The 25,967-nt window shown below is 42.1% G+C and carries 24 protein-coding genes; 8 read left to right on the top strand and 16 right to left on the bottom strand.

What is annotated here, in order from left to right:
• Positions 1-35: 35 nt before the first annotated feature.
• A complete protein-coding gene (locus tag I6E84_RS04855; protein ID WP_227681308.1) occupies positions 36-554 on the top strand; it encodes a hypothetical protein in 519 nt (172 codons plus the stop codon).
• A gap of 55 nt (positions 555-609) precedes the next feature.
• On the opposite strand, the gene I6E84_RS04850 is transcribed toward I6E84_RS04855, so the two are convergent.
• Positions 610-1,209: a GNAT family N-acetyltransferase gene (locus I6E84_RS04850; RefSeq protein WP_197216522.1), complete on the bottom strand. Its 600-nt coding sequence runs from the start codon at positions 1,207-1,209 to the stop codon at positions 610-612.
• Positions 1,210-1,575: 366 nt separating this feature from the next.
• Here I6E84_RS04850 and ribF point away from each other — a divergent pair, with 366 nt between their 5' ends.
• Positions 1,576-2,610, top strand: coding sequence for a riboflavin biosynthesis protein RibF (ribF, locus tag I6E84_RS04845; RefSeq protein WP_197216520.1), 1,035 nt, complete (start codon positions 1,576-1,578; stop codon positions 2,608-2,610).
• Between the two features lie 115 nt (positions 2,611-2,725).
• Here ribF and I6E84_RS04840 read toward each other — a convergent pair whose 3' ends face one another.
• From I6E84_RS04840 to I6E84_RS04825, 4 genes are all read right to left on the bottom strand, one after another.
• On the bottom strand, positions 2,726-2,965 hold the full coding sequence (locus I6E84_RS04840; protein ID WP_197101534.1) for a DUF2789 domain-containing protein: 240 nt from the start codon (positions 2,963-2,965) through the stop codon (positions 2,726-2,728).
• A gap of 338 nt (positions 2,966-3,303) precedes the next feature.
• Entirely contained in the window at positions 3,304-4,293 is a 990-nt protein-coding gene (locus I6E84_RS04835) for a malate dehydrogenase (RefSeq protein WP_197216518.1), read from the bottom strand.
• Positions 4,294-4,693: 400 nt separating this feature from the next.
• Positions 4,694-5,335, bottom strand: coding sequence for a hypothetical protein (locus I6E84_RS04830; protein WP_197216516.1), 642 nt, complete (start codon positions 5,333-5,335; stop codon positions 4,694-4,696).
• A gap of 456 nt (positions 5,336-5,791) precedes the next feature.
• Positions 5,792-7,912, bottom strand: coding sequence for a lytic transglycosylase domain-containing protein (locus I6E84_RS04825; protein ID WP_197216514.1), 2,121 nt, complete (start codon positions 7,910-7,912; stop codon positions 5,792-5,794).
• 347 nt (positions 7,913-8,259) lie between these two features.
• Between I6E84_RS04825 and miaB the strand changes: the two genes are divergently transcribed.
• Complete coding sequence (gene miaB, locus I6E84_RS04820) at positions 8,260-9,753, top strand: tRNA (N6-isopentenyl adenosine(37)-C2)-methylthiotransferase MiaB (RefSeq protein WP_197216513.1); 1,494 nt, start codon at positions 8,260-8,262, stop codon at positions 9,751-9,753.
• 98 nt (positions 9,754-9,851) lie between these two features.
• On the opposite strand, the gene I6E84_RS04815 is transcribed toward miaB, so the two are convergent.
• The 6 genes from I6E84_RS04815 to I6E84_RS04790 all read right to left on the bottom strand — a co-directional run bounded on the left by I6E84_RS04815 (position 9,852) and on the right by I6E84_RS04790 (position 15,708).
• Positions 9,852-10,088 (bottom strand): hypothetical protein, encoded by a 237-nt coding sequence (locus I6E84_RS04815; protein WP_227681307.1) that lies wholly within the window; start codon positions 10,086-10,088, stop codon positions 9,852-9,854.
• A gap of 4 nt (positions 10,089-10,092) precedes the next feature.
• Positions 10,093-10,644 (bottom strand): DUF6756 family protein, encoded by a 552-nt coding sequence (locus I6E84_RS04810; protein WP_197216512.1) that lies wholly within the window; start codon positions 10,642-10,644, stop codon positions 10,093-10,095.
• A gap of 72 nt (positions 10,645-10,716) precedes the next feature.
• Positions 10,717-11,931 carry an RtcB family protein gene (locus tag I6E84_RS04805; RefSeq protein ID WP_197216511.1) on the bottom strand — a complete coding sequence of 405 codons (1,215 nt, stop codon included), beginning with the start codon at positions 11,929-11,931 and terminating at the stop codon, positions 10,717-10,719.
• Between the two features lie 796 nt (positions 11,932-12,727).
• Positions 12,728-13,468, bottom strand: coding sequence for a LysE family translocator (locus I6E84_RS04800; RefSeq protein ID WP_197216510.1), 741 nt, complete (start codon positions 13,466-13,468; stop codon positions 12,728-12,730).
• Positions 13,469-13,773: 305 nt separating this feature from the next.
• Entirely contained in the window at positions 13,774-15,021 is a 1,248-nt protein-coding gene (argE, locus tag I6E84_RS04795; RefSeq protein WP_197216509.1) for an acetylornithine deacetylase, read from the bottom strand.
• Positions 15,022-15,054: 33 nt separating this feature from the next.
• Positions 15,055-15,708: a UPF0149 family protein gene (locus I6E84_RS04790; protein ID WP_194197635.1), complete on the bottom strand. Its 654-nt coding sequence runs from the start codon at positions 15,706-15,708 to the stop codon at positions 15,055-15,057.
• Positions 15,709-16,188: 480 nt separating this feature from the next.
• On the opposite strand from I6E84_RS04790, the gene I6E84_RS04785 reads away from it, so the two are divergent.
• Both I6E84_RS04785 and I6E84_RS04780 read left to right on the top strand, forming a co-directional pair.
• Positions 16,189-16,629 (top strand): hypothetical protein, encoded by a 441-nt coding sequence (locus tag I6E84_RS04785; protein ID WP_194197634.1) that lies wholly within the window; start codon positions 16,189-16,191, stop codon positions 16,627-16,629.
• Between the two features lie 116 nt (positions 16,630-16,745).
• On the top strand, positions 16,746-17,183 hold the full coding sequence (locus I6E84_RS04780) for a cell division protein ZapA (RefSeq protein WP_197134024.1): 438 nt from the start codon (positions 16,746-16,748) through the stop codon (positions 17,181-17,183).
• A gap of 188 nt (positions 17,184-17,371) precedes the next feature.
• On the opposite strand, the gene I6E84_RS04775 is transcribed toward I6E84_RS04780, so the two are convergent.
• The 4 genes from I6E84_RS04775 to I6E84_RS04760 all read right to left on the bottom strand — a co-directional run bounded on the left by I6E84_RS04775 (position 17,372) and on the right by I6E84_RS04760 (position 21,627).
• Positions 17,372-17,677, bottom strand: coding sequence for a hypothetical protein (locus I6E84_RS04775; RefSeq protein WP_320158625.1), 306 nt, complete (start codon positions 17,675-17,677; stop codon positions 17,372-17,374).
• Positions 17,678-17,944: 267 nt separating this feature from the next.
• Positions 17,945-20,038, bottom strand: a complete 2,094-nt coding sequence (glyS, locus tag I6E84_RS04770) for a glycine--tRNA ligase subunit beta (RefSeq protein ID WP_197216508.1) — start codon at positions 20,036-20,038, stop codon at positions 17,945-17,947.
• A 9-nt stretch (positions 20,039-20,047) separates the two neighbouring features.
• Positions 20,048-21,037 carry a glycine--tRNA ligase subunit alpha gene (gene glyQ / locus I6E84_RS04765; protein ID WP_197216906.1) on the bottom strand — a complete coding sequence of 330 codons (990 nt, stop codon included), beginning with the start codon at positions 21,035-21,037 and terminating at the stop codon, positions 20,048-20,050.
• Positions 21,038-21,414: 377 nt separating this feature from the next.
• Positions 21,415-21,627 carry a PspC domain-containing protein gene (locus I6E84_RS04760; RefSeq protein ID WP_110923323.1) on the bottom strand — a complete coding sequence of 71 codons (213 nt, stop codon included), beginning with the start codon at positions 21,625-21,627 and terminating at the stop codon, positions 21,415-21,417.
• A gap of 544 nt (positions 21,628-22,171) precedes the next feature.
• Here I6E84_RS04760 and nadR point away from each other — a divergent pair.
• The 3 genes from nadR to I6E84_RS04745 all read left to right on the top strand — a co-directional run bounded on the left by nadR (position 22,172) and on the right by I6E84_RS04745 (position 24,814).
• Positions 22,172-23,236 carry a multifunctional transcriptional regulator/nicotinamide-nucleotide adenylyltransferase/ribosylnicotinamide kinase NadR gene (gene nadR / locus I6E84_RS04755; protein ID WP_197216506.1) on the top strand — a complete coding sequence of 355 codons (1,065 nt, stop codon included), beginning with the start codon at positions 22,172-22,174 and terminating at the stop codon, positions 23,234-23,236.
• 63 nt (positions 23,237-23,299) lie between these two features.
• Positions 23,300-24,031, top strand: coding sequence for a nicotinamide riboside transporter PnuC (pnuC, locus tag I6E84_RS04750; protein WP_197216504.1), 732 nt, complete (start codon positions 23,300-23,302; stop codon positions 24,029-24,031).
• Between the two features lie 336 nt (positions 24,032-24,367).
• Entirely contained in the window at positions 24,368-24,814 is a 447-nt protein-coding gene (locus I6E84_RS04745) for a DUF962 domain-containing protein (protein ID WP_110923326.1), read from the top strand.
• Between the two features lie 170 nt (positions 24,815-24,984).
• On the opposite strand, the gene I6E84_RS04740 is transcribed toward I6E84_RS04745, so the two are convergent.
• Positions 24,985-25,350 (bottom strand): hypothetical protein, encoded by a 366-nt coding sequence (locus I6E84_RS04740; protein ID WP_110923327.1) that lies wholly within the window; start codon positions 25,348-25,350, stop codon positions 24,985-24,987.
• Between the last annotated feature and the right edge of the window lie 617 nt (positions 25,351-25,967).

The following is a 25,967-nucleotide window of genomic DNA, read 5'->3' as shown; positions in this document are numbered from 1 at the left end:
CTTATGCATTAATAAATAAATTTTGAGGTCTTATAATGACTAAACAGCTGATAATTCCACGTTTGCCAATCTTATTTGCGACTGGTCTACTGAGTACTGGATTGCTTCTGAGTGGTTGCAGCAATGATGTCGATACAGAAGAAACGGTACACAAAGTAGAAGTGGCCGATTCTCATAGCGCAACTGATGATGAAAAAACAGCTGATAGTAATAAAGAGGCTACTCAGCAAAAAAGCCTAGTCACCAATCCTACTGAAGCTGGCACGCCAGAAGACACGGTTAAGAAAGCATTGGATAGCCTGTACTACGGTGATGTAAAACAAGCCGCTGGATACTATGAAGTAGATATGGCAAACTTTGAAGAAGAGCTAGCAAAAACTCAGTCTGCCTTTCAGCAAACCGTGGAGGGTGTCACTATTACTGACACTCAATATAACGATGATAAAACTCGTGCCACCATCACTGGTGAGCTGATGTTAAAAGGACAGAGTGAGCCTGCACCTTTGACTTACGAACTACAAGAAATAGACGGTCAATGGAAAATCTTAGGCTAAAGCATCACACTATCAAGCATGATGCTATTTGATTTTCCTTTCTGTCTAACAGGTTCTAGTCTATTGTCACCGCTTTTCCAAGCATGACAACATCCGCCATAAAACCTTCCATATCACAAACCTTTGGCATATAACCCCATTGCTCAAAATCAAGCTTACGGAACAACCCTAAGCTTGGTTGGTTGTGTGCGAAGATAAGCGCGATGATATTTTGAATCCCTAAGCTTGGTGCTTGAGTAAGCATCCAGCGTGTCAGTAAACTGCCCAGTCCTTTTCCTTGATGCCCTTCGTGCAAATAAATACTAATCTCGGTGCTGATATGGTACGCCATACGTGCATAAAGATCACTAAAACTGCCCCATGCCACTATCGGCGAAGACTCTGCTTGCTTACCACTTTCGGTGGTTTCTGTCACTGAGCGAACGACATAAATAGGTCGCGTGGCGCTATTTAAATGCTCATCAAACCAATCTGCACGCTCTTCACAGGTCACTGGAACAAGGTTGGCTGTTGCTTGCTTACCTGCAATGCTTTGATTATAAATCGCTAATATCTCTGGCAGGTCTCTCTCACTTGCGCGCTGTACGATAAAATCGTCATTAAGATTGTGTTGAGGTAAGATAGATGGCACAGCATTCAAGGCAACATCGGACATAAGAGCTCCATAGTTAGTTGGTTGTATGATTCGCAGGAATTTTTGAATATAGTCAATCTTTTATAAAAGAGCTACAGCGTCAACCTCGCTTGAAGTATCACATATACATCTGCACTCGGTTGCCTTGACTCTCTTTTAAACTGAATCCACTATATAGCTGATTGCTAACGATAGTCGTCAAAGGAAGATAAGCTCAAGTGTTTCTTTATAATAGCGGAACTGACAGCGCCCTACTTATATTATGAGTAGACTATAGGATGTTAGTATAGCCATTTTACTTTATAATGGCTGATTTTAGACACATCGATTTTTGGTATGGTGTGTTTTTCTTTTTTATCTGGTCTTATCTATCATAGCTGAAAATTTATGAACACCTATTTTCTTGAGCAACTGATTGCGTCGCCAAGTACACTGCCTGCCAATATTAGCCCAATAGATCTAGCGCCCTGTGTGCTCACTATTGGCAATTTTGACGGCGTACATTTGGGGCATCAAGCGATGCTTACACAAGTCAGAGAAATTGCACAGGCGCAAAATCTTGGCTCTGCTGTCATGATATTTGAGCCACAGCCTCGTGAGTTTTTTGCGACAGCCACTGCGCCTGCTCGCTTAACCAATCTCGCTGAAAAACAAGCCTTGCTAGCAGAGTATGGTGTTGAAACTTTAATTGTGGCGGGATTTGATACAGATTTCCGGTCGCTATCCGCACAAGCATTTGCAGATATTTTGGCACTGCGCTTGAATGTACAAGCCTTAGTACTGGGCGATGACTTCAAATTTGGTCATGACCGTACTGGTGACAGTCAGTTTTTGCGTGATTATGGTCTGGATGTGACCAACTTACATACTGTCACTGACAGTAGTGATAATGCGGCACGTATCAGCTCTACTCGTGTGCGTGATATGCTGTTGGCTGGTGATATCGATGCCGCCAATACCTTACTAGGTCGCGACTATGCGATTACAGGACTGGTCGTCAGTGGTGATCAAATTGGCCGCACGATAGACTTCCCTACTGCTAATATTGATCTAAAACGCTTAAAGCCTGCGTTGCATGGCATATTCGGTGTCGATGTGGTCAGTCTCGATGATAATGGTCAAATAATTCCTAATGGCCTAACTGTAAATGCGGTCAACGGACAAACTGGTATAGCAGGATTACGTGCTGATAGCTTGTTTGGTACAGCCAATATCGGTACCAGACCTTCAGTAGATAAAGAGCATAATTGGCGTTTGGAAGTTCATTTCCCAGAGCTGCAAGCTGATTTATATGACCTGACTCTACAGGTTCGATTTTTGCATTATCTGCATGGTGAACGACGTTACGATGGCTTAGAGGCATTAAAGACTGGCATTCATAACGATGTAAAAGAGTTGATTGAGTGGCTAGCAAAACAATAACCTTGTTAGAACAGATATCTAACTCATAAAAAAACCCACAACATAAATGTTTGTGGGTTTTTTTATGAGCTTGCTTTTTTATAAGCTTTCTTTCTTTACAAGCTTGCTTTTATAGCTAGGCATCTGGGTGCATACGTACGTTTAAGTCGTCAATGACTTCTACCCATTCCGCATCTTTTTCCCATTCTTCTTGCAAAAACATACGCTGATTTTCGGTCCAGACATTTGACTCTATTAGCTTCTCTTCTTTTGCCAATTTGTTTTTTTCAATAAAGCTATCGATTGCTTCATCTGAGCTATCAAGTCCTAGCTGCGCAAATAATTCATTTATATTATATTCAGGTTCATTCATCATATTTTTCTCCCTAGATAATGCAGGTTTATTTGTGATTATTATTTATGCTTACCACTTTATTGTAGCAGGCTCTATTTTAATAGCTGTTAACCAACGTTTATCTAACGTTATCAATTGTATTAATGGCAATGGTCCAGTCTTGTATAAATCAGATACGATGTTAGGCTATTATTTTTAGTGTTTTACTTATTTTGCTTTGTTTGCCTTACTTACATCTAAAGTGTCTCAAACTAGCTGCAACGATTACTTATTTTTCCAAGACATAAAAAAAGCCCTCATATTTCAGAGGGCCTTTTTATGTACTGCTTTTGGTCTTACCACTTAAGCAAAATATCTGCTTATGGTAGTAAGTGTGCTACTGCATCACGCTCTTCGCTAAGCTCTTGCTCAGTCGCAGCCATTTTCTCTTTTGAGAAATCAGATGATACATCAACGCCGTCTACGATAGACCAGTCGCCGTTAGTACACGTGCATGGGAATGAGTAAATCAAACCTTCCGCGATACTGTATTCGCCGTTTGAGTAAACGCCCATTGATACCCAATCGTTCTCATCAGTACCAAGTGCCCAAGTGCGCATATGTGCAATGGCAGCATTGGCAGCAGAAGCGGCAGATGAAGCACCGCGAGCTTTAATAATCGCTGCACCACGTTGCTGTACTTCTGGGATATAAGTGCCTTCGTACCAAGTACGATCAACTAGATCTAAAGCTGGCTTACCATTTACAGTACAAGCTGTTAGATCTGGATACTGAGTTGATGAGTGGTTACCCCAGATGATCATTTTTTTCACGTCATTTACAGTGCTGTCAGTTTTGCCAGCCAACTGCGCCATGGCACGGTTATGATCCAAACGAGTCATTGCTGTGAAGTTACGTGGATCAAGATCTGGTGCATTGCGTTGAGCGATAAGCGCGTTGGTGTTAGCAGGGTTACCCACTACCAATACTTTTACGTCACGGCTTGCTACGTCATTCAATGCTTTACCTTGTGCTGAGAAAATCGCAGCATTGGCTTCTAGCAAATCTTTACGTTCCATACCTGGGCCACGAGGACGTGAACCGACTAGCAAAGCATAGTCAACATCTTTGAATGCAACGGTCGCATCATCAGTTTGAACGATACCGGCCAATAATGGGAATGCACAGTCTTCTAACTCCATGACCACACCCTTTAGGGCGTCAAGTGCTGGGGCGATTTCAAGCAATTGCAAAATAACTGGCTGATCTTTACCTAGCATTTCACCAGATGCAATACGAAATAGCATAGCATAGCTGATATTACCAGCGGCACCAGTGACGGCAACACGTAAAGGCTGTTTCATTGACATTGAATACTCCCTAATTAATTATTAGATAATTCATGATTCTAATTGATGACTCTAATGAATGATTATCATTTTAGATATCGACTTGTTTGCTGCATAGCAGCAGCCATAAACCGAGGGTTAGTGTAGCACTTCGTTCAGCGAATCGTCTAGAGACAATAAGAGGCCCACGACCTATTATATTGTTACATTTTATACGAGAGAGGCTTTAAGCAAGTAAAGCGCTTATGAATCAAGCACTAAGACAGATTTAAAAGGAGCTGATGATCACGTGGATTAGCACTATATCGCTTGATATAACGCTTATAATAAAAGGATGAGGCTATAAGCTATGACTAAAAATTGTCAAAGAGGGTATCAAAAAGGATGCTAAATGATAACTTTTAAATAGCATTGAGGAAAGCTACTCACCGCCTGAAATGATAAAGCGACTACCACAACTGTCCACAACATTAGGACAACTACCAAACTCAGAACCTTCATAACAAACATGAATATCCGTCAAGATAGACTGCTTTCGACTGCCCGCTTGGCAAATTAGGTCGACACTAGCCGATGACATACCTTTATTAAGGCGAGTCATCTGACTGATAAATCGTGACTTAGAAACCGTATAGCTATTACCCGTATTTAGCTCCTTTGGCAACTTCAATGCGCCAGCGTAATTGGTAATCTGGCGAAAGTAACTACTGGCACTAAATGGACTACAGGCACCATAACGTTGCCATGTTTGGCTGCGTACTGTGGTATCAGGCATGATACGGTTGACGACTTTTAGCTGAAGCGGTGTTAAACGTGGCTCACTACCACGACCGCAACGCTCACCATAGCCCATATCTAAACCCGATACGGTGAGCGAATAGCCTTCTAGACATTGACGCATACGGGCACGCGTTGGCTGCATACTACATAAGGCAGGCGTCATTTCGATCATCAACACACGTTGGCCACTCCTCGCGGTACTGGCAGCATGTGCTGGCATTAGAAAAATACCTTGCAATATTAGTAGTGCACCAATCCCCACCATGGTATTTATTTTACTCATAAAACGCTTGTTGATTAGGCTTGCGTGACATTTATTCAAAATTTTGATTGGTTTGATCGCTGAATGAACATTCGAATGACTCGGAGTCGCCGTCAGGTTAGATAGCGAGTGCACCTGCATAGATGACTGACGTCTAACTTTCGATAACATACATAGAGTAAAGTATTTTTTGATCATAAGGGCTGGAGGCATCTAGCAGTGATAAAATATAGGCTATCGCTTAGATTATGGCGTTTGACATACAAACACTCATACCACTAAACATAGAGCTAAAAAATATGAACGGCGATTTGTAAACATCAATTAAAGACAATCATTAATGCAATGGTAACAAATCGTTTTTTTTAATCTATAGCAGAAACGTAAACATGAGATTAGGACGACTAAAATCAATGTATAAAAATAAGCCTCTAACGATTGCTCATCAATGGCTTATTTGAATCGTAAATGAGTGCTCTAAAAAGAAGAAGGCACGGTACCCATGCGCTGGCTAATAGGCTGACTACGACCCAATAAGCTACTATAGATAGTGGCATTCTCCATCACATGCTTGACGTAATTGCGCGTTTCAGGAAATGCAATAGACTCAACATATTGATCTGCTGCAAGTGACCCATACACTGGCTGCCAGCGTTTGGCATTGTTAGGTCCAGCATTGTAGCCTGCTGTAGCAACGACTGGCTGACGGTTCAACTTGCTCAAGATATCACCCATATACCACGTACCATAACGAATATTGGTATCACCACTATTAGCACGGCTAGCACTATAGGTCTCACCTAGATTACGAGCGATATATTTTGCCGTATCAGGCATGACCTGCATCAGTCCACTTGCTCCAACGTTTGAGCGGGCAGAAGTCACAAAACGACTCTCTTGACGCATAATGCCATAAGCCCACTCTGGATCGATGCCAGCAGATTGGCTGTAGCGAACGACAGCATCTTGGTGCGGCATTGGATGCGACAATGCTAAGCTATCAACTCTATCCGTATTATCAACCGCGTAAATTGCACGATCGAGCCAGCCCATGTCATGTGCTTGACGGGCAGCAGCGATGATTAGATTGTCATCACGCTTGTCACGCGCCTGCTTCACCGCCCAGTTCCACTCTCGGTTAGCATAAGCACGACTAGCGTCAGAGTTATATAAGGCAAAAGCACGAGCAAAGTTGCCATCTTGCATAACACGTGCGCGATCCGAGGTACTCACGTTGGGTAAATTACTACCACCGAACTGGCTAGCATCGAAGCGCTGACCAATTTTATCTTTTGCCATTAAGCCATAATACTCATTACTTTTTGCGATGTTCTTATACATCTTTTTGGCAGTGTTACGCTTGCTTGAATCGCTCGATTGCTCATATGCGCGTGCTAGCCAATATTGCCACTGGCTACTTTTTTGAGTTTCGCTCTCCATTCTAGAAATGGCTTCGACCACATCATCCCATTGACTAAAGCGAATGGCTGCCATGGCATAATCTTCGGCTTCTTCAAAATTAAAGTCGTTATCTAAGCTGTTACGGAACCATTCAACTGCCTCAGCATTAAAGCCATCATCGGTATTGTGGTTCATACGCTGTACGCCAAGGATGCGATAAGCATAACGACGGGTATCATCATTCAACAACTTCACTGAACGCTGGTTGTCTTGTTTGATATCAAAATCTAACTGTAGCGCAGCCTCACGATAAGACTTATCAGCGACACGGCCTAACGCATACAGGTAGAGATATTGATTGGTCTGACTGGCAGACTGTCTACCAAAACTGGTAAAAAATAAAGACGGGCTAAGCTGAATCTCACTCAATGCTGAATACGCAATAGGCGTGCCTAGGCGTGATGACAACGCCATGATATCGCCAGTTTTACCTTTACGTAGCATACGCTTAAGACGAGCGGTACGATCTTGATCACTAATCAATGCGTTATTGTTCATTTCCATCGCTAGCTGATCACACAATGCTGGCTGCTTTTGCGTATTCAGCCAGACATCAGACTTGGCTGCCATAGCACGCATCGTGTCACCACCGTTATTAAAACCAAGCGCAACCGCACAGCGCTCACTGGCATCGGCATTGGTAATTAAATTCGCCACTTGACGTACTGATGCATAATCATTTGATCCTGCTTTGGTCTCCGCAAAATCCGCAACCAATTTCTCAGCCATCACAGTATCTGGATACTGACGTACGAACTGTGACACCGCAGCCGCACTTTGTGAATTAAGATCCAGATTCATTCGCCAATACGTTGGATACATCGCAAACAAACCACCACTCATCGCTTGCTCATAACCATAAAGGGCGCTGACATCACCTCGGTCCGCGGCGCTTGCTGCTGACATGAATGAGTCAATACCACTGTCTTGCTGATAATTATTCTCTTGCTGGTAGCTCTCGCTATCACCCCATGTCAGCTCTGCACAAGCAACTTGCGATAGCCCTAACGCACTCGCTGCCGTCGCCAAACTCAGCGCACTCACCCGCAGCCTACCTGCTCTAGATCGCTCAGAACTACGCTTTTGACTGGCCAACTCTCTATCCTTGATGCTATGAGCAACGCGCAACTCTGTCATATTGACTCTCTTTATTATGTCTCTACAAATAATTAAACAGCGATTTATAATGTACCGCTAAGGTGGTTTTATTCATCATACTATACTCATTGCACTTTCAACCATAGCCTTTACCTTTTGTTAATAAATAGGACAGTACGGTGTAACATAGAAATGATGTCGAGTCGTAGTTTTTATCAAAATCACTGCTAACTCTAGTAAATAATTGATACCGTTATGAATAATTTATAATATTGACCAACGAACACCCACGCTAATTTTTCACATTGGTAGAGGGTTGTGATAAAATACGCCACCTGTTAATCGTCTACCCCGCTATATTTTTAGTCAATCATGGACTTATCCTTATGAGTGTTACTGTATTCAACCCCCGCATCAAAGACGCTGCTGTTACTGAAGCAACTGCTGCCGCGCCTGCTGTCACTGCACTCAATGAAGCAAGTTCAGCCCAATCTCCTGTAAACAAACCAGCCACCAAAAAAGTCTTTGTCACCACTCAAGGCTGCCAGATGAATGTCTATGACTCTGGCAAAATGCTCGACGTGCTCGGTGATTCTCACGGTATGGAAGTCACGCATGATATCGATGAGGCCGATGTACTGTTAATGAATACCTGCTCTATCCGCGAAAAAGCGCAAGAGAAAGTCTTTTCAGAATTGGGTCGCTGGCGCAAACTAAAAGAAAAACGCCCTGACCTCGTCATTGGCGTCGGTGGTTGCGTGGCCTCACAAGAAGGCGACAACATTCAAAAACGTGCGCCTTATGTCGATATGGTTTTTGGCCCACAAACCTTACATCGTCTACCAGAGCTATATGATCAATCACATGAACAGCGTGAGATTGCGCCTAAAAACCGTATCGGCACAGTTGACGTATCCTTCCCAAGTATCGAAAAGTTCGACTTTTTGCCTGAACCAAGAGTAGAAGGGTTTAAAGCCTTTGTCTCTATTATGGAAGGTTGCTCAAAATATTGCTCATTTTGTGTGGTGCCTTATACCCGTGGTGAAGAATTGTCTCGCCCACTCGATGACGTATTGGCTGAGATTGATAGCTTAGCAGCGCAAGGCGTGCGTGAAATTAACCTCTTGGGTCAAAACGTCAACGGTTATCGCGGCGAAAAAGACGATGGCAGCATTTGCCGTTTCGCTGAGCTGTTGCATTATGTCTCACATGTCGATGGTGTCGAGCGTATTCGTTATACGACCAGCCATCCCCTAGAGTTCACTGATGACATCATTGATGCCTATGCACAATTGCCAGAGCTGGTGTCTCACTTGCATTTACCGGTTCAAAGTGGCTCAAACGCTATCTTGGCAGCGATGAAACGCAACCATACGATTGATGTGTATATCAATCAGATTAATAAGCTAAAAGCCATTCGTCCTGATATTCACTTGTCGAGCGACTTTATCATTGGCTTCCCTGGTGAGACCGATCAAGACTTCCAAGATACGTTGAACTTGGCAAAGGAATTAAACTTCGATCACTCTTACAGCTTTATCTACTCTAAGCGCCCAGGCACGCCAGCCGCTGAGTTGCCGGATGATGTGAGTTTCAAAACTAAAAAAGAGCGCTTGGCAGAATTTCAAAAAGTCATCATTGACTCAACGCTAGCGAAAACCCATGAAATGGTCGGCACCACGACACGCGTATTGGTTGAACAAATCGCCAACCGCCATCCTGACTGCTTAATCGGTACGGCGGATAACACTCGTACGGTCATGTTCCCTCATGATATCGAAAAGATGGATGAAATGTTGGGTAAGCTTGTCAGCGTACGCATTACTGATTTCGTCAGCCCGCATATGGTCAAGGGTGAGCTAATCGAAGTATTGGCGTAACTGTTAAATTATAAGATTGAGTAAAAATAAAAAAGCCGTTCACTATCATAGCGAACGGCTTTTTTGTTGTTTAAATTTAAGATTAAGATGAACGGTTGCTACTCCGATAGCCAATCTGTCTTCCGTAACTGCTGCTTAGTCTCACGGCGACGTTTTTTGCGGACAATGTCGATATCTTCTTTTTCGTGAATACCACCTTTTCTTAACAGTGGATCCAGTGCCAAATAGTTGCGCGGCTTGACTGTGCTTAGCGATTGCTGTGCACCTGTTTCAGCTTTTTGTTCTAACTGCCGTTCAATCTGTTTGGCTTTCTTTAAGGTTTGTTTTAAGCTCATTATTTTATCCTTTATTCTTTGCTACATCTTCTATAGCCTTTAATTTTTGTGGCATATCTTTACCTGTGGCCATCAAGATGTCGTGGTGGTTGCTACAGATAAGCCAGTTATACTTTTTAGAAACAAAATAGCACTCGTCAAAGAAGCAGATTTCATCGAGTATTTTTATTATTGCCTCAATCTTGCCCTCGTAAAACCAGATTTTTGAACGCTCGTTGAATGTTCCTGTTACACCAAACCAAATACTTTCATTGGGCTGAATTAAACGTAACAAGTAATTCTCGAGAGAATCTTTGATTTCCATTGAATACGTTTCTTGTATCAGATTTTGCCATAACCAAACTGGACGGCTTTTACCATTTTCAATTTTGCAAAAGGTTTGATAAATCTGCTCTTCTATGCCTTTGTAATCATCGTAAGGGGTTAGAACTCGAAAAGATTTATCCGTTAAATTCAGCTCAGTTTTCAAGCACATAATCTCTGCTCGTATATCAGCCCATTCTTTTGATTGGGGTCTTTTTTTACCATTTTTGTTGATATAAGGATAATCTCTCATAATTGTCTCCTTAATTTGATCTTGTCTTATAGGATGCTAACAGTTAAAACAAGATCAAGTTTTATAAAAAAACTAGCCTTTAATACACATGACCTGCTTTAGCGTATGCACCACTTCGACCAAATCCGTTTGATTGGCCATCACTTCATCGATGTCTTTATAAGCGCCTGGTATTTCATCGATGACGCCTTTGTCTTTGCGACACTCGACGCCATCCGTCTGCGCTTTTAGCTCATCGATGGTGAATGCTCGCATGGCTTTACCTCGACTCATCTGTCGCCCTGCCCCATGTGAACATGAGCAAAACGATTCAGCCTCGCCAAGACCGCGTACGATAAAGGACTTTGCACCCATAGAGCCTGGGATAATACCAAGCTCACCTGCATAAGCGCTTATCGCACCTTTGCGTGTTACGTAGACCTGCTCACCGAAATGCACCTCTTCATTGACATAGTTATGATGACAATTAATGGCTTCTTTGGTCAGCTGAAATCGTGGCAACCCCGCTTGTGGCGACTGCAATGACTTAATGACGAGGCGCATCATCTCACGGCGGTTCTCTAACGCGTAGTCCTGCGCCCAACCCACTGCTTCAACATAATCAGCAAAGCTATCAGATCCTTCGGCAAAGTAAGACAAATCTCGATCTGGCACATGACCGAAGCGCGATTGACGTTCTTTTTTGGCAAGGTTAATAAAGTACTGGCCGATACAGTTACCAATGCCGCGGCTGCCAGAGTGCAGCATGACCCAGACATCATTGTTTTCATCCAAGCACAGCTCAATGAAATGATTGCCACCTCCGAGTGTTCCTAACTGCTTCGCCCAAGTACGCTCAAAACCTTTTAGCATTTTGAGCAAGCCGGGATACTTATCAGTAATCGGTTTTAGGCGCTTGCCTAACGGATCAAGCGTTGAGTTTTTGGCTTGAATTTGCTTGTGCATATTAAAGCCGACTGGCACTTGCTGCTCAACGATCGACCGCAGTGATTTTAAGCTGTCAGGCAAATCACTCGCCGTCAGGGACAAACGCACCGCGTTCATACCGCAGCCAATATCCACACCGACTGCGGCAGGAATAATGGCGGACTTGGTCGGAATCACACTGCCGACTGTGGCGCCTTTGCCAACATGTACGTCAGGCATCACCGCAATGTGTGAGTGTACAAACTCTAGCTGGGCTAGATTGCGCAATTGCTGCATTGCACCTTGCTCAACATCTGAGGTGTAAATCTTGACGGGTACGCCGTGTTTGCGGTTTTCATTTAATATTAATTGAATGCTCATAATTTATTATTTCCGTTTTATTATTTTTATAACCATACATATTTTTTAATTTACTAATTTTTAGACATTACTTACCCGTCTCCATTAAACGATACGTTTAATAAGCACATAAGTTAATAAATCATAAAATTTAGGCAATAAAATACCGTCTTTTTATTAATTAAAAAATCAATAAAAATGCATAGTTAATTTATGATGGACGTTTTAAAGAAAGGTTTTACCGTACCAAAATTGAAAGCGTAAAAATTATGCACACAAAAGAGCATACGCTAAACGATAGCAATCTTATTGGTAATAACAGTAAAGTAAAATGTTAGGTAAACAGATAACAGCAAGCGCAATATGGCCTAGCACAATCGCAGAACGATTTTGGCACAGTAGACTTAAACGAAGGATAGAGCGAGTAGATACAGAACACTATTCGTTGATATCAATAGATAGGATATCACTCAATAGCTTGTATATAGATTCAGCCAAACCTTTTCGAAGTCGTCATTGCTGTCAGGTAGTTTACACATTCAATCTTTAAAAACGTCTTGATAGTTAAATAGGACACGATGATTCCTCCATAGGTTGTGGCTAATTATTGTGGGCAATAGTAGCAGATGTATTTGAATGACTTATCGCTTACATAGAAGCTGATAAATCAATGTGATAATAATAACGATTTAAAAAATAAAGTCAATAATTAATTTTATTTAAATAGAGATTACTATAAAAATTATATTTCATTAAACTTGTTACTTTAAAAGTATTGCTTTGAGAGTATCACTTTAAACATAGAATTAAAAAACCTTTAAACCATAAAGCTATTTAATACTTCAGCTAATAGAGCTGCAGCAATTATGATAAATATTACTCCGCAACCACGATTTAGCCAAGCTAGGCGATTGCCTACATCTAGCCAACTTGCCAGCTTCTTACCACCTAAGGTATAAATAATCTGCCAAATTGTCTCGCTCAAAAAAAGCCCTATAGTTAATAAAATATATTGCGGCCATAGTGGCGCACTAAAATTGATAAACTTGGGGAAGAAGGCTGCGAAGAACAGGATGGCTTTGGGATTAGATAAGGATACCCAGACACCCGTACGGAATAAGGTCGTATTGCTTGGAGATACTTTGACTGCCGCGCTAGATAGCGAGCGTGGCTGCGGTGTATTAGCCGTGCTTTCACTGTCACTGTCAAATGCAGAGTATTCAGCTGTGACTTCTTCACTCATTTCGCGAGCGTCTTTCATTAAACTACCATCACCCGCATCGCGCCATGAACTGATACCTAGATAGATTAAATACACCGCGCCAACCGCTTTAATGATCGTCAGTAGCCAAGGTGACTGGCGACTGATTACATCGAGTCCAAGTAGAGTCGAAAGTAGTAATATAAACAGACCCAGACTTAACCCTGCTAGCGTCCACAGCGTTCGTTTTACACCATAGTTCATACCATACTGGAACGCTAACAGCATGTTCGGACCAGGGGTCGCTGATATAAAAAACGTACTTGCAAAAAACACCGCAAACAGATGCCAAGACATCAACCCACCCCTACTATGTGTATATCAGTAGCTCTCACACGAGTCACTACATTACCAAAAAATAATACCGCCATTTAGGCGGTATTATTTATACTTACTCATATTATATACTTATGTCTAGGGCGTGTCCTCATTTTAAAAATGGTGATAAAAATGAGATAAATTGTAGTCAAACAAGGAAAATAGCGCAGATAATATCGAGATATTAGTCAGCTATTTGACGCCGTTTGGCAAGATTTAGCCATTTTTAACCCATTTAGATGACTCTCGATTGAATTGAGGACATGCCCTAGTATTTGAATACATCATTTAATTGTGCAACTGTCTAGCAATTTCTGCAAAAAGGTATCACAGCGTTCGATTTCGATAAGCTCAACATACTCGTCTACCTTGTGTGCCTGTTCGATACTACCAGGGCCACAGATAATCGTTGGAATGCCAGCATTGGTAAACTGCCCGCCTTCTGTTGCATAAGCCACTTTATGACGTTGCTCATCATTCGTCAGCGCAGCGATCAGCGCTTGCAGCTCCGCACTATCACTGTCAGTCATTGCTGGTACGCCTACTGCTTGTATCAGCTCAATTCCGGTCTCTGGTGCTCGTGCCTGCATTTGAGCACTTAGCTCTGCGACCTTTGCTTGAATAGGTATCAGGATATCGTCCTGCGTCATGTGCGGCAAATTACGATAATCAAAAGTAAACTCACACAGATTAGGGACGATATTGGTCGCGGTACCACCTTGTATAGTACCTACAGACATGGTTGAATAAGGCACATCGAACATCGCATCCCCATCGTCCAGAGTATCATCGCGACGACTTATCTCTTCCGCTAGCTCATCGACATAACCAATCAAACGACTGGCATAGCTAATAGCGTTAACGCCTTGCGCCGTCAATGACGAATGCGCGGACTTACCATGCACGCGGCAGCGATAGATAGAAATACCCTTATGTGCGACAACCATCGCCATATTGGTCGGCTCACCAACGATACAATAATCAGGTGTGATACCGCGTGCCTTTATATCTGCCAATATGAGTGGCGCGCCCAAACAGCCCACCTCTTCATCGAATGACACAGCCAAATGCAATGGACGACGTAACTGACCTGCGTTAGACAGTTTTACCGCTTGTGGTAAGAGCGTCAACACACAGCCGATAAAGCCTTTCATGTCACAAGCACCGCGTCCATAGAGCTTATCGCCCCGTATCGTCGCAGTAAATGGATCTGACGTCCACTCCTGACCATCGACTGGGACAACATCCGTATGACCAGAGAGCACGAGACCATGGTTCACTTGGTCAGCATTCTCTCCTGCCGGTACTGTCACGAATAGATTGGCTTTGTTTTTAGCATCATTAAAGGTCAAGTCGACTGTCAGACCTAATTGCTCACAATACGCTTGCACGTCTTCAATGAGTGCCAAATTTGAGTGACGACTGACAGTATCAAAACCAATCAGACGCGTTAGCCAATCGATACTTTGTGTAGGATAAGCGATATCAGAGTTAGCTTGACTGTCACTATCAGTACTATTATTTCTCATCATAAAATATCCTTATTGTGATACGCAATACTCGCCTTATGAAGGGTTGTTTTGGTTCATAATATCAATGACTGGTGGCATCGGCTTTGGTAATTTACCTTCTGCCTGTAGCTCTTTGGTCGTCTTGGCATCGATAGCGAGTCCAGAAATCAAGGCGATGTCTTTAACGGCCTTGCGCTTACGGGTCGCAAAACTGACTGGCACCATACGGGCGAACTCATAGATATACAGATAAGACTCTTCGCCACCTTCGAATATTTCGTCTTCCTCTAAACGAATACCACCAATCTTCGCCAAATCCGATAGCATCTCGTTTTCATCAGCGCTAATACTACAATCAGTGATACCAAAACCAGTCATAAAGCCATTGGCCCACTGTTTCAACGCCATCACGCGCTCATACAAGTCATGTTCATCATCAGGTATCAGCGGCATATAAGAGTAAGCATCATCTTTGTCCTTCAGCTGAAACACGGTGTCTTCTGCTTCTTCGGCTAACAATGTCAACGCAGGCTCTGGTAATGCTCCAAAGCTTAACTCTTCAAAGACTTGAGCCCATACAGCTTCATCAGGCGCATTACAAGCAGTCATGAGTCCGGTCATCAGGCCATGTACTTCGCTGATAGACACGTCAGTCCAGTCATCAAAAGCAGTCAGCCAAGTGTTCCAGCCAGAGATATTGTCATTCATAATAGATGTCCTAGTGATTGATTATTACTTGAAATACAAAAACAGCCCCCGCGCAACATCATTGATACGACGGTGGACCATAAAAAATAAAAAGACCAAGCTCAGGGTCTGTTGAACATTCAAACGTGGTGCTGGCAGTCACTATTTTTTAGACAATATGCAGTGAAATTTTTGATGCCTAGTCATTCTAGGTTAAACAATTTCGCCATATATTGGCAAAAAAGAGTACTGCCCTAAAAGGCTAATGCTAAAATCACCCCAAATGTTGTTGCAAGCCTAGCTAAGGTCTCGACATTATCGTCGACTTGCGCCTAATTTGGTGCAATTTTAGCGATTAGCAGCCCTAATATTTGAATGTTCAACAGACCCTAATACTTGTAATTACTTTGTTGATATAGATATTATGCGGTCACCTATGGCATTATTAAATGCAGAGAACAAAATTCATTTACGCTTACTTGTTAAGGATAAAAACTGACTATGTATGATCAACTTAGAATCTTAGAAAAAATGGTACTCGACATCAAAAAACAGTATCAGCTTGTCAGTGCTGAACTTAGCAGCCTTAAACAACATCCTGTTGCTGATCCACAAGAGCTTACAGTGCTGAGAACCAAGCTCAAGACTAGCTATACAGAACGTGACGGTACTAAAAAACAACTGGGCGATCTCGATAAACGCTACCAAAGCCTTGCAGAAGCGCATCATATGATTGGTGAAGAGCAAGACAAACTGCAAAAACAGATCGACCAATTACAACAACAAAACAGCGAGCTACAACAGCATAATAATGAATTAAAGCAGCAGTACAGCGATATCAAACAACAAAACAGTGAACTACAGAAAAAGAATCAATTGGCAGCCGAGCGCACACAAGTAGTACTAAAACGCTTAACCCATATTGACCAAGTAGAAGGCTAATGACTAAGCACAATTTTTTATAACAATAACTCATTGCTTCTTATGAATTAAGCCAAGCTCATAACGGTAATATCTGATATTACTCACCTTACTGACCAAATACTGTAGGATTTATCATGACCGATGACCACAAAAAACCGATAGAAAAACAGCTGCCAAATAACCAAACGCAAAATACTGCACTACAACCAAAGAATGTCGCCACAGCAGCTTCGATCATACCGAATACCGCTACTCAACCTAATGCGAAAGTCGCTGAACCACAAATCAAAAAGGTCGATATTGCTATTGCTGGCGTTAACTATCCAATCTACTGCCCTGTACATGAGCAAGAAGAGCTACATTCAGCCGTCTCTTATATTAATAATTATGCGCTAGACCTCAAGAGAGATGCACCAAGTCTTAGTCAAGAAAACCTACTGGTCCTGTGTTGCCTAAGCTTGTACGAGAAAATCCATGCCAATCAGAGAACTAGCGAAGACCGCTTGCAACAAGACAAGCAATCTGAAGCTCTACTAAATAAAATCATGAAGGACGCACAGTCCATTCTATAGTCAAGTCCATATAAATTCGCTACATCGTCATCCTCGCTAACCATACTAATGTATAGCTTGCACTTGGCTTCCTTGTATCGGAATTATTTGAATTCAACTATATAAGAAAATAGCACTCTATTAAAAAGATAAGCGCCTAGCCAACTCAAGCTAAGCGCTTTTTTATGCTTGAAACAAAACCTATCTACTTAGTCATCGGCATCATAAGTCTTACCAGCATAGAAGTCAGCTTGATGTTCATAATTGCAAAAAAAGAAGTCTTGATTGGTTTTGATAACACTGTCGCTATCATCAGTTGAACTCGGCGTAGTCTTCAGGGTCTCTAGTACACCGCGATATTCTGCCAGACTATTGCCACAAAAATTACACTGGCGCGGTGTGGTGACATCGCCTTTTTTTGGCATCATACTTTTGGGTGCTCGTGGGTACATAAACCTATAAAAAGCCCACATCGATGCCCAAATAATGAGGATAACAATAATAACGGCAAACACGGCAGTGCTCCTTCGAGTATAGTTTCACGCGAGGAATAAAAACAGCCAATAAGCTAATGACTATTCAACACGTTTTAATAATATAAATTCTACCGTCAATAATAGCGATAACACAATGCCTTTGCAGTTTAATTACTGATTACTCTGAATTGCTAGATAAATCTACTGAATGACGGTCCTAAATAATGACACTGTCCTATAACAGAAAAACCTGGCCACGATAGGCCAGGTTTTTGCATCAAAATTAACAACTATGTGTCAGTAGAGCTAAAGCTGTAACTCGCTGATATCCGCTACGGTTAAGAATAATGCGCGAACTTGCTTCAATAATGCTAAGCGATTGTTCTTTAGCGCAGCATCTTCACTATTGACCATCACATTGTCGAAGAACTGTGTCAATGGCTCGTCTAGACTGGCAAGCGTTTGCAATACTTGCGTATAGTCAGCCTGCTCGAGTAATGGTTGCACCGCCGTTTGCGCTTGCTGCACACTCGCATATAGACTCTGCTCAGCAGGCTCAGACAATAACGCCTCATCAACATTATCAGCCACGCTCACTTCTGACTTGGCCAAAATGTTAGCAACGCGTTTGTTTGAATCGGCTAGCATTGACGCTTGTGACAACTCGCTAAATGCTTGCACTGCACGGATACGCTGATCAAAATCAAGCGGCATATGTGGGTTAATCGCTTGTACGGCTTGGATGGTATCAACGCTCACACCTTGCTCGGTATACATCGCACGGTAGCGTGAGTTCAAGAATGCCATGACTTGGGTAAAGGTATCGCCCATTTTGGCAATCTTGCTACCTTCTTCCGTAGTATAGTTCTTAATCGCCTGCTCAACGAGCGCTACCAAATTAATCGGTAACTGTTTTTCAATGAGAATACGCAAAATACCAATGGCTGAGCGACGTAAGCTGAATGGGTCTTTTGAACCAGTCGGTGCTTGGTCAATTGCAAAAATACCGACTAACGTGTCCAGACGATCCGCTAATGCCAAACAGATACCAATCGGCGTCTGCGGCAATACATCACCACTGAACTTGGGCAAATACTGCTCTTCTAAACTGGCCGCTACGGCTTCAGGCTCATTATTTAAGCGCGCATAGTAAGTACCAGCGATACCTTGTAACTCTGGATACTCACCGACCAATGAACTTGCCAAATCTGCTTTAGACAAAATGCCAGCACGTACCGTTTCATCGATACTAATCTGCTGACCTTGCTGTTGCATCAAGGCAGCGATAAATGCAGCCAGCTTGGCTATACGCTCAGACTTCTCCCAAATCGTACCCAATTTATCTTGGAATACACGATTCTTGAGACTCTCAGTCAACGCAAATAATGGCTGCTTTTGATCTTGTAAGAAGAAAAACTCTGCATCAGCCAAACGTGGACGCACAACCTTTTCATTACCTTCAATGATTTGGTTCGGGTCTTTTGACTCAATATTGGTAATAAAGATAAAGTAAGGCTGCAATTTGCCCGCTTTATCGGTTAAGCAAAAATATTTTTGATCCGCTTGCATGGTAGAGATAAGCGCTTCTTGTGGCACTTGTAAGAAGCGCGCCTCAAAGCTTGCTCGTAGCGCAATGGGAAAATCAACCAGTGCAGTGACTTCATCTAACAGTGCCTGCGGTACGATGGCATCAGAATTGACTTCATCAGCCAACGCTTTGACTTGGTTTTTGATCAGCATTTGACGCTTATCAAAATCAGCAACTACTTTTAAACCACTTAGTAATTCTTCATAGTCATTAGAATGAGCAATATTATGGTAGTCAGGGCTATGGAAGCGATGACCACGAGTTTGCGTACCCGTCTGATGACCTTGGATAGTGGCGTCGATGACAGTACTATCTTGCATCAATACTGCCCACTGTACCGGACGCACGAATTCATTACGGCTGTCGCCTGAGCGCATACGCTTAGCAATCGGTAACTTATCCAGCGCCGTTTGAAAAATAGCTGGCAGTAGCTCAGTGGTCGCTTGACCTTGGATCGTCTGCTCATAGCCGACATAATCACCTTTATCGGTATTAATCGTTATCAGCTCACTGGCTTCAATCCCTAAACCTTTAGCAAAACCCATCGCTGCACGCGTTGGATTGCCATCGGCATCAAAGGCAGCTTTAATCGCTGGCCCACGTTTTTGCTCACTGCGATCCGGCTGCTTATCACCAATGCCCTGAATTTGTAACGCTAAACGGCGCGGTGCGGCAAAGGCTTTGATACTATCGAAGCTGATTTCTGCTTCGTTCAATTGCTCAATAACGCTTGTTTGTAATGCGTCACGTAGTGGTTTTAGGCTTTTTGGAGGTAGTTCTTCACACCCCAGTTCAAATAGAATAGTACTCATGGGATGCTCCTATTTATTGTTATTAGTAGTTTGGTTGGTATCGGTAGTTTCTTTTGCTAAGCTATCTGTTGCCACGTCTTCTTTTGGCAAGTACTTATCAAGCGCTGCATGACGATGAGCTTCGTCCGCCAATGGGAAACCAAGTTTGGCACGTGCTTCGACATAACCAATGGCAACCTTACGAGCAAGCGTACGCACACGTAATATAAAACGCTGGCGCTCAGTGACTGAAATAGCACCACGAGCATCAAGTAAGTTAAAGGCATGCGAAGCTTTTAGCACCATCTCATAGGCTGGTAATGGCAAACCTTCAGCAACCAACTTATCCGCTTGCTGCTCATAGAAATCAAACATCTGACCCATCATTGGCACATCAGCGTGCTCAAAGTTATAGGTAGATTGCTCCACTTCGTTTTGATGAAAGACATCACCATAAGTGACACGGCCAAACTCGCCATCTGCCCAAACCAAATCATAAACGCTATCGACGCCTTGCACATACATCGCCAAGCGCTCAAGACCATAAGTAATTTCGCCAGTCACTGGGAAACACTCGATGCCGCCAACTTGCTGAAAGTACGTAAACTGCGTCACTTCCATACCGTTGAGCCAAATCTCCCAACCAAGTCCCCACGCACCTAACGTTGGTGACTCCCAGTTGTCTTCGACGAAACGCACATCATGCACCAGCGGATCGATACCAATGGCTCTTAGCGAGTCTAGATATAGCTCTTGGATATTGGGTGGATTCGGCTTTAACACGACTTGAAATTGATAATAATGCTGCAAGCGGTTTGGGTTATCACCATAACGCCCATCAGTCGGACGACGAGATGGCTGAACATAGGCAGCATTCCAACGCTCAGGACCTAACGAACGCAAAAATGTCGCCGTATGAAAAGTACCTGCGCCAACTTCCATATCATAAGGCTGCAGGATAACGCAGCCTTTGTCGGCCCAATAGTTTTGTAAGGTTAAAATCAAATCTTGAAAAGTCATCGGTTGAGAGTTTTTCGCTTGGGATGTCATAATAAAATCACTATGGAATTAGTATTAATAAATAAAACGTTGATAGCACTCGTACAGCCTATTCGGCAACGACTCTATTTGTCTGCTCACCTTACTAAAAATTGACTATTTTATCCATATTTACCTTAACTAAATTTATATCTAAGCGATAAAAATCCTATTGTATGGCTCATTTATAATCAAACTGGAGCCATAAGCATCGATAAAGTAACAGATAAAAAAATACCCAGATGCGCGAGCATCTGGGCAGGAGGAAAAGTATGTCTTTGGTATCCTGATTGATCAGGCTTTTTATTTTTTGGTTAAACTTCTACTTTCAAAGTATCGCTTGAAGTTTTGACGCTGGTTTACTGATACGATTCACTCGTTGCTTTGGGCATTATTATCCATAATATAATATAGATTAAGATGCCTGGTACTGCTGCACTCAACGATGAGATAATCACGAACAGCACTCTCACCCAAGTTGGTGACCAACCGACATATTCTGCAACGCCGCCCATCACTCCTGCTATCATACGGTTGTTCTGTGAGCGATGTAATTTCGCTAACTTAGCCAAATCAGATACCTCTCTATTATTTGTATTTTCTTATATTTTTTATACTTGTTTGCTATATTCAATCAAAATGCTATTTAGCCCTCTTGACTTACGAATAAGTATATCAACTATTCAGCTCCTATCTGTTGAAGATGTAGCAGTACTTTGTGAGTTTATGCTACCTAAGCTTGCCCTAATCTGTCATAGGGGCATCTAAACCCCTGATTTTAAATAATTATTTCAAAATGTTTCAAATCTAGGTTTATTGCTAAAACATTACGCTAATAATTCATCTGCTCAGTCTTTTTTAATACTATCAAATAGATAAGCAGTATTTATGTAGTAATAAAGCTGGTAAAATTTAGCTTAATTAGCATAAAACTGGTCACTAATTATCTTCTAAAAAGACGAATAATCTATATAAAATTCTGCATCAAACTTGTGTTTACAATAACCTACCTGCAAATCAACCAAAACCTTTATATAGTCAAACTTATATCGGTCGGTACAAGTCAAAAAAACAAAATAAATATAAAGCCAAGATGAGGCTCAGATAAGGATAGCTATGTACGACACTGGATTGATGATTGGACATTTTGAGCCCCTACACTTAGGACAGATGCGCAGTATATTGGATGCAGCAGGACAAGCCAAAACCTTACACATCGTTATTATGGCGCATCCATCGCCGCATCCAGATTTCACGATTACCTTACAAGATAAAGCACGCTGGCTACAGATGGCCTGTGCCGACTTACCCTTTATTCATATTCACACAACTCATGAAATCGAGCTGCCGCTGCATGAACACCTCTATAATGCCAGTGACAGTGACGATGTCAGTATCGATATCGCTGCTAGTAACGCCAAATTGCAACGTTTAACGGACGCACTATCACTATCAGCAGAGACTGTATTGTTCATTGCAGAGAACCATCCACTCACGCAAAGCGATGTACAAGACCAGCTGCTTTTGCGTGTGGTCACGACCCCACTACAGCCTGAGTTTGACTCTTATGCAATTGCTCGTGATCCGGTAGCACATTGGTCAGCCATTCATCCGCAAGCTCGTGGCGACTATACTAAGACCGTTGCTATCGTCGGTGGTGAAAGCTCAGGCAAAACAACCTTGATACATAAGCTTGCTAATTATTATGGTGCCAGCTTTGCCCTAGAAATGGGGCGGCTGTACGTCGGCACAGATTTGGGAGGTAGCGAGGTTGGGTTGCAATATAATGACTATGGGCCCATTGCCCTACATCATGCCCAAGCTATCCGAGAGGCGACAGCAAATGCCACCGCCCCTATCACCATCGTTGACACAGATTTTGTCACCACACAGGCGTTCTGTGAAGAATATGAAAATCGCACGCACCCGTTTGTGGCTGCTTGTATCGATGAGTTCCGTTTAGACCATACAATTATGTTAGATAATAATACGCCATGGGTTGACGACGGCATGCGCTCATTGGGCACGCCTGAAGCACGAGGGCGTTTTGAACAACGACTGGTCGATATATTTGCGCGCCATCATATCGAGCCATATATGATTGATGAGCCAGACTACGATGCTCGCTATCAGCAAGCGGTGCTATTTATTGATCAATATATCTACGGTAAAAATCCGTAAAATGGAAAATAACAGCATCAATCACTATGCGGCGACCAACTCTCATTTTAGGAAAGAAGCCTTATGCGTATTCAGCTACTAGACAACATCACCGGAAAATGGGCAATGCAATGGATTATTACTTGGTTCATTTGCGGAGTGGTTGCCCTATCCACTGGCTTTTGGCTCACCACAGACCATACCTCGCTCGATATGTTTTATTTGGGCGTGTCTTTTGTTGGTTTGGTCTGTGTTGTCTCACTGTCATTCCGAAAAAACGTCATGGGTAATGGTCTAGGCATGGCAGCAACTGCTGGCGAAGTAGTCGTACAAGCGACGTCTGGCGCAGTGGGCTTAATGCTTGCGCCGCTATTTAATTTTTTCACTCATGTCTACGGTATTTTTTATTGGTCAAAGCATACCGATCCTGATGGTGACATGATACCGAAGGCTGCTAATAAAGCCGTTTGGTTGATTACCGCTGCCTTCATTATCATTGGGCTTGCATTGTTCCCCACGGTAAATGAATTATTAGCGAGCTATGGTTATGTAGTGGTAGAAGATGATAGCAGCCTATTTCTAGGGTTTATTTCTTTCTTTTGGATTAATGTTATTGCCTTTGTACTTTCAATTACTGCACAAGCCGCGATGATTTTGCGGTATTCATTTAACTGGTGGCTATGGATTATCGTGAATTTCGTCTGGCTCATCGTCAACTTAATGTCTGGTAACTATATTTTTGCTATCCAAACTATGATCTATCAAATAAATGCCTTTATCGGTCTCTATGAATGGCATCGTAGCGAACAAGGTTAGTTTTTCAGCATTGAATTAACACTGAGACATTCAAAATGAAAAGCAAAAGAATATGGTCAGCTGTGTTGGGTACAATATTACTAGAGTCGGTTTAATATAATTTGGATACAAGGAAGGTGAGTGACAGTGCTACGAATAGTAGACTAAGCAAGACTGACACCGTATCAAATTTATAGTGGATTTGACTATAGCATCATAATTTCTGACTGTGCCGTCCATTGGATAGCATGGTAGATTGGGACAATTAATGATAAAACTGATACTACGAATGTTATTGGCACCTGTACTGGTGGCCAGTATCAATTCATCCTATTAATTACTAACAAGGAGGTTGGTATGGCTCGTGTTAAGCAGCAGAGAATGTCGAAACGCACACTTGAGCAGTGGCTCAGCGAGTACTCTATTAGTCATCAAAATCTGGTCAATAAAAAAATCCATTGGTTATGTGTCCCTACTATATTTGTCAGTCTGCTAGGCGTTGGAATGTCGCTATCTGTGTGGTTTACCTTGGTACTTAGTGCTTTGGTATTATTGTTCTACATACGCTTGTCCACGCCATTGTTTTTAGCAATGGGAATATTTATCTTAATTTGCTTGTCTGTTATGGCGTTCTTACCGTGGGGGTTTAAAGTGTGGGCGGGTATCTTCATCGTCGCTTGGATTGGACAGTTTATCGGTCATAAAATCGAAGGAGAAAAGCCATCATTCTTTAAAGACCTACAGTTTTTATTAATTGGGCCAGCATGGGTCGCCAATAGTTTGATGCAACGTAAGAATAGCTAGCTAGATCCATAACATCTAGAGCTATAAAAAAAGCGCCACCCAACTGATTGTTGAGTGGCGCTTTTTCTGTCTAAATGTTCGTAATACATATAGTCCTATTGCTAGCCTATTTAATAAGACCACAATAGATATCTACCAAATATGCATCGATTTAAATACTACCAATCAAATTATATTTCTAGCTTGCTTTCTATCCCTTGTACTTTACGACGTGCTAGTGCAAGGTTGGCTTTTGATTTATCAAGCACCAAGTAAATAAACAAATCTTCGTGGTTATGTGTAGGACGAATGATATGTATTTGAGACTCTAACGTGATTAACATATCGTCAATTTCACCTTTGATACCAAGTGATCTCATTGTAGCGACTTTCGCTTTTACTACTTGTGCATTGCCAGCTGCAGCAAGCTCTAAATCTATACTGCCACCATTACCAGTCATACCTAATACCATACCTGACATGTAATCAACAACACAGGCACCCATAGCACCATCAAGATTCATTAACTCTTGTAAAGACTCATTGATATTTGACATTTTTTTCCTATCTACTTGGTTGTGGTTCAATAAAGTAACGCTAAAATTGTGAGATGTTTTTGATCAAGAAACATCAATAACGAAGTATGTCTTTCAGCAAAGATAATGAATCTTATTCATTAAAAAAACTAACATAACTTAGTAGTTCGCATTATACTCTATGTATTATAAGGGATATTATTTTGAACTAACCAGTCATGACAAAATAACTGCCGTCTGACATATAAAACAGAGAAATGTTATATATCCATTATTAGACATATCTCATCGCCGAAATAATTCCAAACAAGGTATAAATTAAAGTGAGGGTAATGTTCACTTATTAGCTATAATTTACAATGCTGCTTGAAAATATATTAATACCAACATCTAAATCACAAAAAAAAGCGCCACCCAACTGATTGTTGAGTGACGCTTTTTCTGTCTAAATACTCGTAACGCATATACTTTTATTGCCAGTCTATTTGATAAGACAAATCACCCTACTCTCTAATAGCAGAGATTTCCCCAATCAATTTCTTGGTCTTATATCGTGCTTCGGCTAGTGCCATCTTATTGTGGGCAACCACCGTCAACACACAAGGCTTACCAATGTAGTCTGTTTTGACGAATAGTAT

Source organism: Psychrobacter sp. SCQQ22, from assembly GCF_015864605.1.
GTDB classification, from domain to species: Bacteria; Pseudomonadota; Gammaproteobacteria; order Pseudomonadales; family Moraxellaceae; genus Psychrobacter; species Psychrobacter fozii.
Note: the sequence above shows the minus strand (reverse complement) of the source record. Positions and strands in the feature narration are given on the sequence as shown.

What these genes read in the sequence shown, in the direction of transcription:
- pnuC (WP_197216504.1), top strand. Translation starts at nt 23,300, where the DNA reads ATGCGTATTCAGCTACTAGACAACATCACCGGAAAATGGGCAATGCAA.
- I6E84_RS04780 (WP_197134024.1), top strand. Translation starts at nt 16,746, where the DNA reads ATGACCGATGACCACAAAAAACCGATAGAAAAACAGCTGCCAAATAAC.
- I6E84_RS04785 (WP_194197634.1), top strand. Translation starts at nt 16,189, where the DNA reads ATGTATGATCAACTTAGAATCTTAGAAAAAATGGTACTCGACATCAAA.
- I6E84_RS04850 (WP_197216522.1), bottom strand. Translation starts at nt 1,209, where the DNA reads ATGTCCGATGTTGCCTTGAATGCTGTGCCATCTATCTTACCTCAACAC.
- I6E84_RS04815 (WP_227681307.1), bottom strand. Translation starts at nt 10,088, where the DNA reads ATGAGCTTAAAACAAACCTTAAAGAAAGCCAAACAGATTGAACGGCAG.
- I6E84_RS04840 (WP_197101534.1), bottom strand. Translation starts at nt 2,965, where the DNA reads ATGATGAATGAACCTGAATATAATATAAATGAATTATTTGCGCAGCTA.
- nadR (WP_197216506.1), top strand. Translation starts at nt 22,172, where the DNA reads ATGTACGACACTGGATTGATGATTGGACATTTTGAGCCCCTACACTTA.
- I6E84_RS04805 (WP_197216511.1), bottom strand. Translation starts at nt 11,931, where the DNA reads ATGAGCATTCAATTAATATTAAATGAAAACCGCAAACACGGCGTACCC.
- I6E84_RS04825 (WP_197216514.1), bottom strand. Translation starts at nt 7,912, where the DNA reads ATGACAGAGTTGCGCGTTGCTCATAGCATCAAGGATAGAGAGTTGGCC.
- ribF (WP_197216520.1), top strand. Translation starts at nt 1,576, where the DNA reads ATGAACACCTATTTTCTTGAGCAACTGATTGCGTCGCCAAGTACACTG.
- I6E84_RS04745 (WP_110923326.1), top strand. Translation starts at nt 24,368, where the DNA reads ATGGCTCGTGTTAAGCAGCAGAGAATGTCGAAACGCACACTTGAGCAG.
- miaB (WP_197216513.1), top strand. Translation starts at nt 8,260, where the DNA reads ATGAGTGTTACTGTATTCAACCCCCGCATCAAAGACGCTGCTGTTACT.
- glyS (WP_197216508.1), bottom strand. Translation starts at nt 20,038, where the DNA reads ATGAGTACTATTCTATTTGAACTGGGGTGTGAAGAACTACCTCCAAAA.
- I6E84_RS04810 (WP_197216512.1), bottom strand. Translation starts at nt 10,644, where the DNA reads ATGAGAGATTATCCTTATATCAACAAAAATGGTAAAAAAAGACCCCAA.
- I6E84_RS04835 (WP_197216518.1), bottom strand. Translation starts at nt 4,293, where the DNA reads ATGTCAATGAAACAGCCTTTACGTGTTGCCGTCACTGGTGCCGCTGGT.
- I6E84_RS04800 (WP_197216510.1), bottom strand. Translation starts at nt 13,468, where the DNA reads ATGTCTTGGCATCTGTTTGCGGTGTTTTTTGCAAGTACGTTTTTTATA.
- I6E84_RS04830 (WP_197216516.1), bottom strand. Translation starts at nt 5,335, where the DNA reads ATGAGTAAAATAAATACCATGGTGGGGATTGGTGCACTACTAATATTG.
- glyQ (WP_197216906.1), bottom strand. Translation starts at nt 21,037, where the DNA reads ATGACTTTTCAAGATTTGATTTTAACCTTACAAAACTATTGGGCCGAC.
- I6E84_RS04790 (WP_194197635.1), bottom strand. Translation starts at nt 15,708, where the DNA reads ATGAATGACAATATCTCTGGCTGGAACACTTGGCTGACTGCTTTTGAT.
- argE (WP_197216509.1), bottom strand. Translation starts at nt 15,021, where the DNA reads ATGATGAGAAATAATAGTACTGATAGTGACAGTCAAGCTAACTCTGAT.
- I6E84_RS04855 (WP_227681308.1), top strand. Translation starts at nt 36, where the DNA reads ATGACTAAACAGCTGATAATTCCACGTTTGCCAATCTTATTTGCGACT.
- I6E84_RS04740 (WP_110923327.1), bottom strand. Translation starts at nt 25,350, where the DNA reads ATGTCAAATATCAATGAGTCTTTACAAGAGTTAATGAATCTTGATGGT.